The sequence below is a fragment of the Lutibacter sp. genome, assembly GCF_021647475.1.
In the GTDB taxonomy this organism is placed as follows: domain Bacteria; phylum Bacteroidota; class Bacteroidia; order Flavobacteriales; family Flavobacteriaceae; genus Lutibacter.
Genome location: NZ_JAKIUR010000026.1, coordinates 1 through 15,109, shown reverse-complemented (window position 1 = coordinate 15,109; position 15,109 = coordinate 1). Strand labels below are relative to the sequence as shown.

General features: G+C 28.5%; 16 protein-coding genes. 2 read left to right on the top strand and 14 right to left on the bottom strand.

Annotated features, from left to right (window positions below; genetic code table 11):
- Positions 1-121: 121 nt before the first annotated feature.
- From L3J60_RS07745 to rplU, 14 genes are all read right to left on the bottom strand, one after another.
- The gene (locus tag L3J60_RS07745; RefSeq protein WP_291974925.1) at positions 122-736 is read right to left on the bottom strand and encodes a DUF1835 domain-containing protein; all 615 of its coding nucleotides are present in this window, start codon (positions 734-736) and stop codon (positions 122-124) included.
- Positions 729-1,841, bottom strand: a complete 1,113-nt coding sequence (locus tag L3J60_RS07740) for an NTP transferase domain-containing protein (protein ID WP_291974924.1) — start codon at positions 1,839-1,841, stop codon at positions 729-731. Before L3J60_RS07740 ends, L3J60_RS07745 begins: the two co-directional genes overlap by 8 nt.
- On the bottom strand, positions 1,834-2,313 hold the full coding sequence (gene moaC, locus L3J60_RS07735; RefSeq protein ID WP_291974923.1) for a cyclic pyranopterin monophosphate synthase MoaC: 480 nt from the start codon (positions 2,311-2,313) through the stop codon (positions 1,834-1,836). Before moaC ends, L3J60_RS07740 begins: the two co-directional genes overlap by 8 nt.
- Before the next feature lie 42 nt (positions 2,314-2,355).
- On the bottom strand, positions 2,356-3,576 hold the full coding sequence (locus L3J60_RS07730) for a molybdopterin molybdotransferase MoeA (RefSeq protein WP_291974922.1): 1,221 nt from the start codon (positions 3,574-3,576) through the stop codon (positions 2,356-2,358).
- 22 nt (positions 3,577-3,598) lie between these two features.
- Positions 3,599-4,585, bottom strand: coding sequence for a GTP 3',8-cyclase MoaA (gene moaA / locus L3J60_RS07725; RefSeq protein ID WP_291974921.1), 987 nt, complete (start codon positions 4,583-4,585; stop codon positions 3,599-3,601).
- 12 nt (positions 4,586-4,597) lie between these two features.
- Positions 4,598-5,368 carry a Crp/Fnr family transcriptional regulator gene (locus L3J60_RS07720; RefSeq protein WP_291974920.1) on the bottom strand — a complete coding sequence of 257 codons (771 nt, stop codon included), beginning with the start codon at positions 5,366-5,368 and terminating at the stop codon, positions 4,598-4,600.
- A 200-nt stretch (positions 5,369-5,568) separates the two neighbouring features.
- The gene (locus L3J60_RS07715; protein WP_291974919.1) at positions 5,569-6,306 is read right to left on the bottom strand and encodes a Crp/Fnr family transcriptional regulator; all 738 of its coding nucleotides are present in this window, start codon (positions 6,304-6,306) and stop codon (positions 5,569-5,571) included.
- A gap of 332 nt (positions 6,307-6,638) precedes the next feature.
- A complete protein-coding gene (locus L3J60_RS07710; protein WP_291974918.1) occupies positions 6,639-7,274 on the bottom strand; it encodes a Crp/Fnr family transcriptional regulator in 636 nt (211 codons plus the stop codon).
- Between the two features lie 62 nt (positions 7,275-7,336).
- Complete coding sequence (locus L3J60_RS07705) at positions 7,337-7,750, bottom strand: DUF6691 family protein (RefSeq protein ID WP_291974917.1); 414 nt, start codon at positions 7,748-7,750, stop codon at positions 7,337-7,339.
- 13 nt (positions 7,751-7,763) lie between these two features.
- Positions 7,764-8,321, bottom strand: a complete 558-nt coding sequence (locus L3J60_RS07700) for a YeeE/YedE thiosulfate transporter family protein (protein WP_291974916.1) — start codon at positions 8,319-8,321, stop codon at positions 7,764-7,766.
- 48 nt (positions 8,322-8,369) lie between these two features.
- The gene (locus L3J60_RS07695; RefSeq protein ID WP_291974915.1) at positions 8,370-9,002 is read right to left on the bottom strand and encodes a Crp/Fnr family transcriptional regulator; all 633 of its coding nucleotides are present in this window, start codon (positions 9,000-9,002) and stop codon (positions 8,370-8,372) included.
- The gene (locus tag L3J60_RS07690; protein ID WP_291974914.1) at positions 8,983-10,233 is read right to left on the bottom strand and encodes a glycosyltransferase N-terminal domain-containing protein; all 1,251 of its coding nucleotides are present in this window, start codon (positions 10,231-10,233) and stop codon (positions 8,983-8,985) included. The genes L3J60_RS07695 and L3J60_RS07690 overlap by 20 nt, the downstream gene beginning before the upstream one ends.
- 81 nt (positions 10,234-10,314) lie before the next feature.
- Positions 10,315-10,575, bottom strand: coding sequence for a 50S ribosomal protein L27 (rpmA, locus tag L3J60_RS07685; protein WP_291974913.1), 261 nt, complete (start codon positions 10,573-10,575; stop codon positions 10,315-10,317).
- Positions 10,576-10,599: 24 nt separating this feature from the next.
- Entirely contained in the window at positions 10,600-11,121 is a 522-nt protein-coding gene (gene rplU / locus L3J60_RS07680) for a 50S ribosomal protein L21 (protein ID WP_291974912.1), read from the bottom strand.
- A gap of 327 nt (positions 11,122-11,448) precedes the next feature.
- Here rplU and L3J60_RS07675 point away from each other — a divergent pair, with 327 nt between their 5' ends.
- On the top strand, positions 11,449-12,768 hold the full coding sequence (locus L3J60_RS07675; protein WP_291974911.1) for a pitrilysin family protein: 1,320 nt from the start codon (positions 11,449-11,451) through the stop codon (positions 12,766-12,768).
- A gap of 11 nt (positions 12,769-12,779) precedes the next feature.
- Positions 12,780-14,834 carry a pitrilysin family protein gene (locus tag L3J60_RS07670; RefSeq protein WP_291974910.1) on the top strand — a complete coding sequence of 685 codons (2,055 nt, stop codon included), beginning with the start codon at positions 12,780-12,782 and terminating at the stop codon, positions 14,832-14,834.
- Positions 14,835-15,109: the final 275 nt, after the last annotated feature.

Here is a 15,109-nt window from a genome sequence, read left to right as displayed (position 1 = left end):
TATGTTGATTTACAATCATCATGAGATTCTGAAACAAGCCTGCCTTGCCGACAGGCAGGTTCAGCATGACGTATAAATATGATACAAAACGGATATACATTTTAATTTTTTATCATCAATTTTATTCAATTTTTTTGTTTGAAAATTCATTTAAATAGTGTTGAATTGCTTTTTGTAGATATTTAAATTTATCTGATTTATTAAAATTGAAGTTTTCTAATTCTTCTTTATTATTATTTACAAAAATATCCCAACATTCTTTTGCATACACTAAATTATTTCTACTTAACTTAATTTTATGTTGATACAATTCCTCATATTTTTCCGAAATATTATCAGAAAATATTAATTGCGATTTTTCTTTTTCGTCAATACAAACTAAATAATATTGATGATCTTTTCTATAGTTTTTTAGTAAATATGTGCAAACTGCCAACATATTTATTTGGTTAACCAAATTATAATTGAACCATAAAACTACTTTATTATAAGTATCGGCATTTTCTAATTTTACTAAAGGTTTAATGGAAGCATCAAAATAGGCAAGCTTATCTATTTGATATTCTTTTTCAAAATAAGCATAACGCAATTTAAAAAAAGCATCACTACCAATATCTTTATGAATTGGTCCTTCATTTAACATTTCATTAAAAACAATTCGCTCACCCATTAAATTGACTTCTTCAAATTGCTGAGCTGTTTTTTCACCATTTAATACGTGAATACTATTATTCATTTATTTCTTTTTTGGCTTTTTTAAATTCTTCTGGTGTATTTATATTTCTAATTAAATCATCCTCTACTTCAATAATTTCAACTTCTGAATTAATCAACACTTTACGTGGACAAGAATATCCTTGAGCTAAATAATTGAGTAATAATGGATAACTTTTGGGTTCCCAAAGAGTAATTAAAGGTTCAGGAAATTGTTTTCCTTTTCCTTTAATAGTAGTTGCTGCTTTTGAAGGATTTCTGTATTTTAATAATTTTTGAATAACTTTATCATCTACAAAAGGCAAATCAGTTGCCAGCACTAACCAAGCTACATTTGGATTAGATTGAAATGCGGAACAAATTGCACCAAACGGACCTAATCCTATAAAAGTATCAACTATTTTATTTTCTATAGTAATATCTTGTTCTTTTCTAACGGATAAATATGTTTTTAAATGATTTTTTTCAAGCAATTCAATAGCAACATCTCGTTGATTTTTACCATAAAAATATAATGTGCCTTTATCTGTTCCCATTCTGGTACTTTTACCACCTGCCAACACCAATCCTTGAATGGCTGCAATTTTTTCTTGAATTAAATTTTCAATATGTTTTGAAATCTTATCAATTTCAGAAACTTTATAACATTTTAAATTTTTGATTTGTGGATTTTTCTCCAATAAAAAATCAAAATATTTAGCATCTTCAGTTAATTTAATTACAAATTGGATATTATTTAGTTGCTCCAATCGTTTTAAAACTGAAGCTTCTTTTTCATTATCCAATACTAAAATTTGCTTGGTTGCCTGATAATGATTTCCGTTTATAAACACAAAATCGTACTGCGAAAATTGGATTCTTTGATTGAATTTGTTTAGGTTTCCAATACTATTGATTGTGATATTCCCGTTAGCATTAAAAACGAATTCTTCAACGTTTTGTTTACGTTCATCTTTTGAGTGAGACGCATCAAAATAAGCTAATTTGTAGTTGGTTAATTTTTCGGAAACTTGCTGTACTAATTTAGAAACTTCATTGCATTTTGTACCCACAATGGCAATTTCATTTGGTGCGAAATTATTATTATTTCGTAAACCTAGTTTGGCATGTTTTTGATGTTTACCCATTGTTTATATCACTTTTTCCTCCTGATTTTTTCACTAATTTCACTTCTTTTATCACCATTTTTTGTGAGATGGCTTTACACATATCGTACACGGTTAAAGCAGCAATATTTGCTCCTGTTAACGCTTCCATTTCAACGCCAGTTTTTCCTTCAATAGAAACTTCGCAAATAATTTCAATGTGTTCATTATCAATAATTTGAATATCAATATCGGTTCCATTAATTAATAACGGATGACACATTGGAATAAGGTCTGATGTTTTTTTAACCGCCTGAATTCCAGCAACAATTGCCGTTTGAAAAACCGGTCCTTTTTTGGTAATTAATTCTTTTCCCTGAAAATGTGCAATAATTTCACTTCCTAAAAACATAGTAGCTTTAGCCGTAGCTTTTCGTTTGGTGATTTTTTTATCACCCACATTTACCATTTTTGGGTTGTTTTTTTTGTTTATGTGAGTAAATTTATCTTTCATAATAAAAAGATTGCTTCACTGCGTTCGCAATGACGGGTTATTTTATCTGTACGTTATAATTGGAAAAACTTCTCCTTTTGTAAAATTACTCTTATCATCTGGCAATTCCAAAAAAGCATCAGCATCAACTAAATTTGCTAAATCACCAGAACCTTTTCCTGAAACTGGAGTCGCCATTAGTTTTCCATCAACATTTTTTAAAGTAACTTGTAAAAAATAAGTTAAATCTGGTTTAAAATAAAAATCTTCGGATAAAATTGCTTTATTTTTATTTTCAAAATTTAATCCTACCGATTTATAATACCAAGGATAAAAATATTTTAAACAACTTACATACGTTGAAACTGGATTTCCAGGAAATGCAAAAACTGTAGTATTGCCATTTCGACTCCGCTCAGCATAAACTTTTTTACCAAACCAAAATGGTTTTCCTGGTCGTTGTTTTACTCTGTGAAATAATTTTTTAACGCCTAAATTATTTAAAATTTCCGGGATAAAATCTAGTTTACCTTTAGATACTGCCCCGCTAAAAAGCAACACATCATATTCATTTAAAAAAGTTTCAATTTTTTGAGATAACATTTTTTTATCATCTTCAATATGAGCTGTTTGGGCATTTATATTTAACTTTTTTAAATGTGCTACTAAGGTAAATACATTGCTTCTTCTTATTTGAAAATCTGCAGGTTTTTCAGAAACTTTTACTAATTCATTACCTGTAGAAATAATCATTACTTTGGGTTGCTTGGCAACTTTTACGGTAGTTTTACCAACCGTTGCAAAAACTCCTATTTCTGCAGCTGATATTTTAGTGTTTTTTTTGATTAAAATAGCTCCTTGTTTTCTATCTAATCCTTTTTTATGAATATTTTGAAAATCTTTTATAACATCTGTTTCTAACGTTGCTATTCCGTTTTCAATTTTCAATAATTCATATTGAACAACAGCATTGGTGTTTTTTGGTAAAACTGCACCTGTCATTGCTTCTAAACAATTGGCTGTGTTTTGTAGTGTTTTTTGAGCATCACCTGCGGCTTGAATTCCTTCAATTTTAAAATTGGTTTGACCTTTTTTAAAAGTATCAATATTTATTGCAATACCATCCATACTAACTCGGTCAAATGGAGGAAAATCTCGATCTGCAATAATATCTTCTTTTAAAACCCTGCCTAATGATTTTTCAAAATCTATATTTTCTGTTCCAAAGTTTTGCTCATTATTTAAAATGATAGCTAATGCTTCTTTTACTGTAGTTAAGCTCATTTTCTATTTCTTTTCAATTAATTTATCCTCCAATGGTTGACATACTTTCGGAAACGTTGTTATCTCTGGTGGCTTCTGCCACAAATCCATTTTCAGGTTTATGATGAACTGTGTTGATAAATAAATCTTTCAATTCATCATCTGTTGCTCCGTTTCTTATAAAATCTCTTACATTAAAAACACCGCTATCAAACAAACAGTTTTTAAAAAGTCCGGTTGCTGTAATTCTAATTCTATTGCAATCGCCACAAATTGTTCGGGTAAAAGCTGGTATAATTCCAAAGGTTCCTTTGTAATTTGGTATTTGATAGTTTACCGAAGTGGAAGATTTTTTAGATTTTACTTTATTTATAGTTTTATAATGATTTTCAATAAAACTATAGATATTTTTAAAGTTCCACTCTTCATCCATTTTTCGTTGTCCTTTGCCGTTAAAAGGCATTTCTTCTATAAACCGAACGGCAATATCTTTATCTTTTGAAAGCTGTACAAAATCAATAATTTCATCGGTATTAAAACCTGATTGAACTACTACATTTAGTTTTAATTTCAGTTTGCTTTTTTCTAAATCTAAAAAGGTTTCATACACATTATCAAAAACATCTCTTCTAGTAATTTTTGCAAATTTCTCTTTTTGCAGACTGTCAATACTTAAGTTAATACTGTTTATATTTAGCTCCTCTAATTTTTCAATATGTTTAGAAATTAAGGCTCCGTTTGTGGTAATGTTTATTTCATTTAACTTATCATTAAATGATAAGGATTCTAAAAAATGTATAAAATCTTTTCTAACAAATGGCTCTCCGCCTGTTAAACGAACTTTGTTTACGCCCAACTCCGAAAGTATCCGAACAATTCGATACATTTCTTTATACGTAAGCAACTCTTTTCTAGCTACAATATTGATTCCTTGAGCTGGCATACAATATTGGCATCGTAAATTACATCTGTCTGTAATTGCCAGTCGTAAATAGCTTATTTTTCTTCCAAATTTATCTTTAAGTTCCAAAATACTTTTATTTTAATATAAAAAATCTAAATACGAACAAGAGCTGTCATCTTTGTTCTCTACATCACTACCGCAATGTTTTTTTAAAGAATTTATAAGATATTCTTTATCTTTAATTACTATTTTCTGATTTTCAACTGAAATTACATCTTTTAATTTTAATTTTTTTAATTCTCTTATTACTGTTTCATAAGTTGTATTTGCAACAGCGGCAATTTCTTTTCTTTGAATACAATATGTAATTTCAATTCCTTCTTCAGTACTTTTTCCGTAGGAATTTGCAATTATTAATAATGCTTCTATCACTTTTCCTTTTACTGAAAATAAGGCGTTATGTTTTTGTCTTAGCTCAAAATACTGCAACTCTAAAGAAAGATAGTTAATTAATAAAAAGCTTAATTTAGGTGTGCTTTTTAATATTTTTTTCAGGTTTTTTAAACTAATAAAATAAGCTTTTACGTGATTTAAAGCTGAAGCACTAAACAAGTATTTTTGAAAATTTAAACTTGATAACCCTACAATATCTCCTTTTGAAGCTAATTTTAAAATAGTTGATTTAGCAAATTCAGTATTAAATATTTTTACTTTACCTTTTGTTATAAAATAAATTCCGTCAACTTTTTCACCTTGTTCAAATAAAAAAGCATCTTTTTCATATTTTTTAATGTAAAATAAATTCTTTGTTTTACTATTTTGAGCTAAAAGGTTTAAGTTAAAATTTATACTTTTTTTTAACTTTAACTCCAGCTCTCTAAAATTGTGTTTACTATATTGATTAAACATAAAATAAATTTAGTAGTTGGTATTTTTATCTCGTTCCATAAATATAAAAATAGGATAAAAAAATTGAATGCAAAGTTACAACTTTTAGAAGGTTTATTTGTAACAAAAATTTTATGGAAATAAGGTGTGTAACGCTCAAAAAAGAAAGTCAATTATTAACAATAACTGTCTTTTAAAAAATAGATCTCAAAAAATAATCATCAATTATTTTCAGATTTATAATCCATTAAAGAAGATTTTTTTATAAGATTAACTAGTTCCAATTTATTTTTAATTACAATTAGTTTAGAACCAATATCAATATAATTCATTTTTTGCAGTTTGCTTAACGTTCTAATAGTGTTTTCTAATGAAACACTTGAAAATGAAGAAATATCCTTTCTGGAAGTGCAATGTTCAATTAGTATTCCTTCCGTTGTTTTTACACCAAATTTTGCAGAAATTAACAAAAGAGCATCAATAACTCTTTCGGTAGCAGATAATAAACTTAAATGCTTTTGACGAATTTCATAATTACGAACTTTGGCTGCCAATGCTTTTATAAGTGTTAAACTAAAATCATTATACTTGCTTAATAAAATTTCTAAATTTTTAGGAGTAATAAAATAGGCTTCCACTTTTTCTTCTGCCACAGCACTTGCTCCATAATATGCTGAATTAAAAGCCGATATGCCAATTAAATCTCCTTTTGCTGCTAATTTTAAAATTTGTTTTTTATTTTTAGAACCTGAATTATATACCTTTATTTTTCCTTTTAAAATAAAATAAAATCCTGTTACCAATTGATTTTCTCTTACTAAAAAATCGCCTTTATCAAATATTTTTGATTCAATTAATGAAGCTGTATTTTTATCTTTAGCTATTTTAAGAAGCTTTTTGAATAAGGCATTTTGATTAAATTTATAATTTTTATTTTTAAAATGATATAGTTCTTCCATTAGCTCATTTTTCACAGATAAAAAGATTTAATTATCCTTAATTTAATTAATATTATTGATTGTCCGTAATTAATCATAAAATGTTCGTCACTCTGTACTTGTTTCAGGGTCTCATTAATATAAATCGGTGATTAGTAAAAACTATATGAGATGCTGAAACAAGCCTGCCTGCCGGTCAGGCAGGTTCAGCATGACGTATAAATATGAAATATGACACAAAACGGATATACACTTTAATATTTACAAAAATTTGAATTATTTACAAATAAAAGATGATTTTTCATATTAATATATGACATCTATCATATTTTGATGTTAAATTCTTGAAATAATTAAAAATTTAACATAATTTTATTTCGATTAAGCTGAACAACTCCCTGATTTTCTAATTTTTTAAGCGTTCTGGAAATTGCTTCTCTAGATACTTTTAAATCACGAGCAATATCAAAATGCTTCATTTCAATTAAATTATTTTGGGTTACTTGTGAAGTGTATTTTAGAAATTTTATAACTCTATCTTCAACTTTTGTAAACGCCAAACTGTTTATTTCATTAATTAAATAAGAAGTTTGTTTTTGATTTAAAGTTGTATAAAATTTTCTCCAAGATTCATATTTACTAAACCATGCATTTGCTATTTTAGTAGGAATGGCAACATAGGTAACCTCAGTCATAGCTTCTAATCTAATTTCGCTAATTTTACTTTCTAACGCGTAGGTTAATGCAATGGCACTAGTTTGATTTTTGCTTAAATAATGTATAAAAATTCCATTCCCTTTACCATCGCGTCGTTTCACTTTTACAATTCCTGAAATAATTATGGGAATAAAATTAATTTCTCTACGAACTTCTACTAAAATTTTATCGGGTTCAATATTTTTTAAAATCCCATTAGATGAAATTTCATTTAATAATTTTTTTTCAAATTGATTAGAAAAATTTTGGTTTATAATTTCATCTAACTTCATGTTCCACAAATTTAGATAAACTTTTAGAAATAATATTTTGAAATATAAGAATCAAATTAGATTTAATGAGGGATTTTATCTTTAAACAAACCATACAAAAAAGCTCCTAAAGTAGCTCCAAAAATAACGACCAAGATGGATACTACACCTTTCCCAAGCAATACAAACATTGGTCCTGGACAAGCACCTGCCAATGCCCAACCTAAACCAAAAAGAATACCACCCAATAAATTTCTATACAAACCTTTCTTTTTTGGAGGAACGTGAATTTCTTTACCTTCAAAAGTTTTAACTACTTTTTTACGAAATAAAAACATGCTTACCATTCCAATTAAAACAGCAGATCCGATAATGCCATACATATGGAATGATTGAAACTTAAACATTTCATATATTCGATACCAAGAAATTATCTCGGCTTTGCTCATAACTATTCCAAAAAGAATACCTACTAAAAAAAATTTAATGTTTTTCATTTGATTTATTTTTTTAGAATAGCAATGGTAGAATATACCACGTCATAATTAAACCTCCAATAAAAAATCCGATTACCGAAATTAGTGATGGAAGTTCTAAATTACTTAAACCCGTTATAGCATGACCTGAAGTACAACCACCAGCCCAACGTGCTCCAAAGCCTACCATTAAACCAGCAACTAATAATATTAAAAATCCTTTTAAAGTTAACATTGTACTTATACTAAAAATTTCTTTCGGCATATAGGTTGCCCCAGCATTTTCAATGCCTATATTTGCTAAGTCTTTTACTGTTTGAGGGTTTATTGCAACTACATTGCTAGTTGTTAACCAAGTTGAAGCAATAAAACCTCCTGTAATGGCACCAGCTACAAACATTAAATTCCATTTGTTTTGTTTCCAGTCTATTTTAAAATAATCGGTAAATTTTCCTGCACCGCCAATGGCACAAAAAGTTTCAAGATTTGAAGAAACACCAAAGCGTTCGCCAAAATAAAAAAGAAGAAACATGATTAACGCAATAATTGGCCCAGCAACATACCACGGCCAAGGCTGCAAAATAAAATCCATAAGTAGTTAATTAGTTAGTATATTATAAATTAGGTGGTCAATTTATAATTAAAATTCTAATATTTCAATTTTATTTCGATGCAATTTAATTTTCCCTTCGTTTTCCAATTGTTTTAAAAGTCTAGAAATTACGACTCTTGAAGTATGTAAATCGTAGGCAATGTCTTGATGAGTTGTTGTTAAAGCAGTTTCTCTCATTATTTGAGCTCTATCCATTAAATACTTGTACAAACGCTCATCCATTTTCATAAATGCCAATGTATCTATAGTTTCCATCATTTCATTTAAACGAATATTAAAACTATCAATCACAAAATTTCTCCAAGATTTATATTTAACCAACCATTCATCTAATTTGGCAATAGGTAAAAATATAATTTCTGAATCTTTTTCTGCAATGGCTCTTATACCGCATTTTCTATGAGATAAAGCACTAGAAAAAGAGCTGGCACAAGTATCACCTCTTTCTAAGAAGTACAATAATATTTCATCTCCTTTTTTATCTTCTCTAACAATTTTTATAGCTCCTTCTAATAATAATGGTACACCGACCATTTTATCTCCTAAATCCACTAATAATTCGTTTTCACGTAGTTTTTTATAGGTTCCTACTTGTACTATTTCATCAATCAACTCATCTTCAAATACAAATGAAAAATAGTTACTTAATTTTTCCCTCATCTTTTAAATATTTTAAAATTTTGTCTGTTGCTCCAGTTCGTTCTTCAATATACTTTTTGGCAACATTTCCTGCTAATTTTCTAGTTTCATTTTGCAAAAATAAATTCTTTAAATGTACGGATAATTTCTCGGAATTATTTACTACAAAACAAGATTTACTTTTTACTAATTCAATAGCCTCCTTAAATTTATTATAATTAGGTCCTATTAGTATTGGAACACCAAAAGTAGCTGGCTCTAACACATTATGAACGCCTGTTTTAGTAAATCCGCCTCCTACATATGCAATAGTGGCATAACTATATATTTTAGTTAAAATACCAACAGTATCAATAATAAAAACCTGAAAATCTTTTAAATTTTTATGCTCCATTTCAGAATATAAAACGGTTGGTTTTTTAATTTCATTTTTTAATTTTTGAATATCCTCTGAATGAATATTATGCGGTGCAATAATAAATTTATCCTCTTCGGAAGCTTCATTATTTATATAATTTATCAACATTAATTCATCGTCTTTCCAAGTACTACCCGCAACTAAAACTTTGTGATTATCTATGAATTTATTTATAAAATCTAATTCATTATTTTGTTTGGTAATTTCAAAAACCCTATCAAAACGAGTGTCTCCACTTACTGTAACATTCTCAAAATGAATAGTATTCAATAATTTTTTTGAATTTTTATCTTGAACAAAAAAATATGAAAATGCTTTTAACGAGTTACGCATCCAACCACCATACCATTTAAAAAAGATTTGATTTTGTCTAAAAATCCCTGATATTAATAAGGTTTCAATATTTCTTTTTTTAAGTTCTTTTAAATAATTTGGCCAAAATTCATACTTAACAAAAAATACTAATTCTGGATGAATAGCATCTAAGAATAATTGAACATTCTTTTTGGTATCTAAAGGCAAATAACAAACTACATCTGCAACTTTATAATTTTTTCTTATTTCATATCCTGATGGAGAAAAAAAAGTAATTACAATTTTTATAGCAGGATTTTCTTTTTTTAGACACTCAATAATTGGTCTTCCTTGTTCAAATTCTCCTAATGAAGCACAGTGAAACCAAAAAACACGATCTTTTTTAGAAATTGCTTGTTCTAGTTTAAAAAAGGTTTCTTTTCTTCCTTTAATAAAAAGACTTATTTTACTATTGAAAATTGCTATAATTTTCAATAAAAACTGAGCAACTACAACTACAATATTATAGATAAAATACATAGTTTACAAAGGTACAAAATAGCCAATAAAAAACTCCTAAACTTATAAGTCTAGGAGTTTAAAATTATTTAAATATGTTTTTTAAGCTTCAAAAGGCTCAATAGAAACATATGATCTGTTGTCTTTTCTTTTACGGAATTGTACCAAACCATCCACTTTCGCGTGTAAAGTATGATCTTTTCCCATATATACATTATCACCTGGGTGATGTTGAGTTCCTCTTTGGCGTACAATAATATTACCTGCAATTGCAGCTTGACCACCAAATATTTTAACTCCAAGTCGTTTAGATTCTGATTCTCTACCGTTCTTCGAACTACCTACTCCTTTTTTATGTGCCATGATATTATGGTTTTAAAATTGTACTTATTTTTTTAATGCTTCAATTAATTCTGCTTTCTTTAAAGAAGTATATCCTGAGATACCTTTATCTTTAGCCAAAGCTTTTAATTCAGCTACTGTTTTTGAACTTAGATTATCTGAGCTTGTTTTTTCAACCACTTCAGTTTTTGGTTCTGCTTTTTTAGTTGCTTCCTTTTTAACTACAGCTTTTTTAGCTACTTTTTTCTTAGCACCACTTGTAGCAATACTTTCAATTTGGATTTCAGTAAAAGCTTGTCTGTGACCATTTTTTACTCTGTATCCTTTTCTTCGTTTCTTTTTAAAAACGATTACTTTATCACCTTTTAAGTGACCTAAAATTTTAGCCGTTACTTCGGCTCCTTCTATAGCTGGGGCGCCAACTGTTACTGTACCTTCGTTATCTAAAAGAAGAACTTTATTAAAAGAAACTTTGTTTCCTTCTTCTTCTTGTAAACGATGCACAAAAACTTTTTGGTCTTTTGCTACTTTAAACTGCTGCCCTGCTATCTCTACAATTGCGTACATAAGTCTTGTTTTATTCGCTTTATTAATAATTAATAACCTTTTGATTAAGGCGGGTGCAAATATAAGTTTTTTTTCTTTTTTTGCAAAACAAATTTAAACTTATAAATCTGCTCATTTTAAACTAGTTATATTGTCAAATACTAAGGTTTCGTTAAATATTACAAAATATCATATTCTTTAAATAAAGTTTAATAAATTTGATATAGTTACTTGCTATGATTCTTTCACACAAAAGAATATTAATTGTGATTTCATTTCAAAGTTGTAACAAATCATAAATAAAAGCGTCCTATACGCTAAAATATTTTAACTTAACCTACATTAACTATGAGAAAAACATTTTTTTTAAGTTTCTTAACCTTACTTTTAAGTTTGGGCACGTTTGCCCAAAAAGTATCGTTTGAAGAATACAATTTAAGTAATGGCTTGCATGTAATTTTACATCAAGACAATATAGCACCTGTGGTTACAACTTCTGTGATGTACCACGTAGGCTCAAAAAACGAAGTTGTTGGTAGAACAGGATTTGCCCATTTTTTTGAACATCTTTTATTTGAAGGAACAAAAAATATAAAAAGAGGAGATTGGTTTAAAATTGTTTCCTCTAACGGCGGAACAAACAATGCAAATACCACACAAGACCGAACTTATTATTATGAAGTTTTTCCTTCTAATAATTTGAAGTTAGGACTATGGATGGAGTCCGAAAGAATGATGCATCCAATAATTAACCAAATTGGTGTTGACACCCAAAATGAAGTGGTTAAAGAAGAAAAAAGATTACGCGTAGATAATGCTCCATACGGACAATGGAATGCTCAAATTTTTAAAAATTTATTTAAAAAACATCCATATCATTGGGTTACCATTGGTGCTATGGCTGATTTAGACGCCGCCACTTTAAAAGAATTTAGAGCTTTTAACAAAAAGTACTACCTTCCTAATAATGCGGTGTTAGTAGTTTCTGGAGATTTTAAAATTGCACCCGCAAAAAAATTAATCAAAGAATACTTTGAACCTATTCCTGCTGGACCAAAAGTAATTCAACCTTCTATTAAAGAAGAACCAATAACTAAAGAAATTAAAACTACTTTCTACGATCCAAACATTCAAATACCTGCTATTTTTACTGCATACAGAACTCCAGCAATGACCACAAGAGATGCTAGAGTTTTAGATATGATTTCTGATATTTTAAGCGGGGGGAAAAGCTCTAGATTGTATAAAAAATTAGTAAATGATAAGAAAAAAGCACTTCAAGTTGTGGCATTTAATTATTCTTTAGAAGATTATGGAGCCTATATTATATTAGCACTTCCACTTGGAAAAACTTCTTTAGATGATTTGGTTAAAGAAATAAATGACGAAGTTGTAAAACTACAAACTAATCTAATTTCAGAAAGAGAGCTTCAAAAATTAAGAAATAAATTTGAAAATAACTTTGTAAACTCAAATGCAAGTGTTGAAGGCATAGCACGTTCATTAGCTAAATATTATTTACTTTATGGTGATACCAATTTAATAAACACTGAAATTAATATATACAACTCCATTACCAGAGAAGAAATAAGAGCTGTTGCTAAAAAATACTTAAATCCTAATCAACGTTTAGTATTATACTATTTACCAAAAAAAGATAAAGAATAAAAAGAGACATTATGAAAAACAAAATAATAACCATTATTACCCTATTTTTAATGACATATTCCATGTCTGCTCAAATAGATAGAACCATACAACCAAAACCAGGACCTGCACCAAAAATAAACATTGGTAAGCCTGAAACTTTCGAATTAAAAAATGGTTTAAAAGTACTAGTTGTAGAAAATCATGTACTTCCAAGAGTTTCCGCTACTTTAACCTTAAATAATAATTTAATTTCTGAAGGTGATAAAGCAGGTGTTAGTAACCTAACAGGTAACTTATTAGGAACCGGAACAGCTAAATTAAGCAAAGACTCTTTTGATGAAGAAGTAGATTATTTAGGTGCCAACATTAATTTTTCAAGCCAAAGTGCCAGTATGAGGTCTTTATCAAAATATTTTCCAAAAGTATTAGGGTTGATGGCTGATGCTGCTTTGCATCCTGTTTTTACACAAGAAGAATTTGATAAAGAATCTAATAAGTTAATTGAGAACTTAAAAAGTGGTGAAAAAAGTGTTAGTAATATTGCTAATAGAGTTGAAAACGCTTTAGCTTACGGTAAAAACCATCCTTATGGCGAGTTTGCAACTCCAAAATCCGTAAAAAATGTTAATTTAAATGATGTTAAAAATTTCTATAACACCTATTTTAAACCTAACAATGCCTATTTAGTAATTGTTGGTGATGTTAATTTAAAAGAAGTTAAAAAATTAGTGAAACATGATTTTGCGAAATGGAAAAAAGGAGTTCTTCCTGTTTATACCGTACCTGCCGTTAATAACGTTGTAAAAACTGAAATAGATTTTGTGAATATGCCAAATGCCGTGCAATCAAACATTGCAATGGTAAACTCGGTAAACTTAAAAATGAGTAATCCTGATTATTTTGCCGTAAAATTAGCTAATTATATTTTAGGTGGAAGCGGAGATGCTCGTTTGTTTTTAAATTTACGTGAAGATAAAGGTTACACTTATGGTGCTTATTCCCGTATATCAAGCGATGATAAAACTGCTGCTTTATTTTCAGCATCTGCTCAAGTTAGAAATATGGTTACAGATAGCTCTGCTGTTGAATTTGTAAAAGAAATTAAAAAAATTAGAAATACAAAAGTAACCGATGAAGAATTAAAAACAGCTAAAGCGGCCTACACAGGAAGCTTTGTTAGAAATGTAGAAAAACCTGCTACCATTGCCAGATATGCTTTAAACATTAGAAAAAATCACTTGCCTGAAAATTTTTATGAAACCTATTTACAAAATATAAATGCAGTTACAGCAGATGATATTCAACGTGTTGCTAAAAAATATTTTAGTGCAGACCATGCCAGAATTATTGTAGTTGGCAAGGCTCTTGATGTTCTTCCTAATTTAGAAAAATTACCTTATAAAATTAATTATTTTGATAAAGAAGCTAATAAAACCAGTAAACCAGATCTTTCAAAACCAATACCTGAAGGAGTAACAAAACAAACTGTTTTAAATCATTATTTTAATGCTATTGGCGGTGTAGATAAAATTAAAAATGTAAAATCTACGTTAGTTACTTATGAAGCAACAGCTATGGGTAACACCATTCAAAGTACTGAAAAAAGAACTGCTGATAAATATGCCAATGAAACTAAAATGGGTGGTAATGTGGTAGCAAAAGTTGTGATGACTAAAAATGGCGTTACCATGAATAAACAACCACTTCCTGAAGCAATGGCTAAAGATATGATGAGTGGTTTAGGTACTTTTTCAGAATTAGGCTTGTTACAAAATAAAAATTCTAAATTAACAGGAATTGAACCTATTAACGGAAAAGATGCTTATGTAATTACCACCAAAGGAACTGTTGTTTCTACCGCAATTTATTTTGATGTAAAAACTGGTTTAAAGGTTAGAGAATCTCAAACCATTTCTATGGGAGGAAGAACACAAACTCAAACAGCTAATTTTAGTGATTATAAAGATTTTAATGGAATAAAATTTCCTGCAGTAAAATCTGCAAAAGTTGGTCCACAAGACGTAACTTTTAAATTAATAGATGCTAAAGTTGATGAAGGCGTTTCTGATGCTGATTTTCAATAAAACTTAATTGAATATAACCCCGTTATGCATTTTGATAAAATTTCGTCAATTCGAGTGAATTTTAGCCTTTTTAGGCTTAAAATTAGTATCGAGAATAGGTTTTTTATTTAAAAATAGATGTTCTCGATACAATTTTTTATCAAAAATTACTCGTATTCTATGATTAAAACAAATAAAAACATTAAAATTTATCACTAATTTTTAAGCTGCATATTTCATAAAATCCACATAAGGTGTTTCACGATTTACAACGGCAAATATTCTTGATAAAAGTT